The 958-nt window shown below is 65.1% G+C and carries 1 protein-coding gene; it reads right to left on the bottom strand.

Annotation, left to right across the window (positions count from 1 at the left end):
- On the bottom strand, nucleotides 1–958 hold a 958-nt coding region (gene lipA / locus ACYSM9_RS21865; protein ID WP_461859044.1), incomplete at both ends, for a lipoyl synthase.

Genomic DNA, 958 nt, shown 5'->3' with positions numbered 1-958 from the left:
TGGCGGCTTCCTGGCGGGTGGTGCCGGAGTCCTGGATGCCTTCGGCGATGTGGGCGAGGTTTTCGGGGATGTCGCGGCCTTTTTTGCGCATGGCGGTGGCCCAGAGGCGGCCGGCGCGGTAGGAGGAGCGGACCAGGGGGCCGGACATGACGCCGAGGAAGCCGATCTCTTCGGCTTCGTGCTGGAGGTCCAGGAATTCCTGGGGTTTGACCCAGCGGTCCACGGGGAGGTGCCGTTCGGAGGGGCGCAGGTACTGGGTGATGGTGATCAGGTCGCAGCCGGCTTGGTGGAGGTCGCGGAGCGCTTCGCTGATTTCCTCGCGGGTTTCGCCCATGCCGAGGATGAGGTTGGATTTGGTGACCATGCCGTGGTGGCGGCCCTGGGTGATGACGTCCAGGGAGCGGTCGTAGCGGAACGCGGGGCGGATGCGCTTGAAGATCCGGGGGACGGTTTCGACGTTGTGGGCGAAGACCTCGGGTTTGGAGTCGCAGATCGCTTCGATGTGGGCGGGGTTGCCGGAGAAGTCGGGGATGAGCAGTTCGACGCCGGTGCCGGGGTTCAGTTCGTGGATTTTGCGGACGGTTTCGGCGTAGAGCCAGACGCCTTCGTCTTCGAGGTCGTCGCGGGCGACGCCGGTGACGGTGGCGTAGCGCAGGTTCATGGACTGGACGGAGCGGGCGACCTTGGTGGGTTCGAACCGGTCCAGGGGTGAGGGTTTGCCGGTGTCGATCTGGCAGAAGTCGCAGCGGCGGGTGCATTCGGAGCCGCCGATCAGGAAGGTGGCTTCCTTGTCTTCCCAGCATTCGAAGATGTTGGGGCAGCCGGCCTCTTCGCAGACGGTGTGCAGGCCTTCTTTTTTGACCAGGTTCTTCAGGCCGACGAACTCGGGGCCCATCTGGACCTTCGCCTTGATCCATTCCGGCTTGCGTTCCACCGGGATCGCAGCGTTGCGCTGCTC

This window comes from Arthrobacter sp. C152 (genome assembly GCF_054890965.1).
This window is presented reverse-complemented; position numbering and strand designations above follow the sequence as displayed.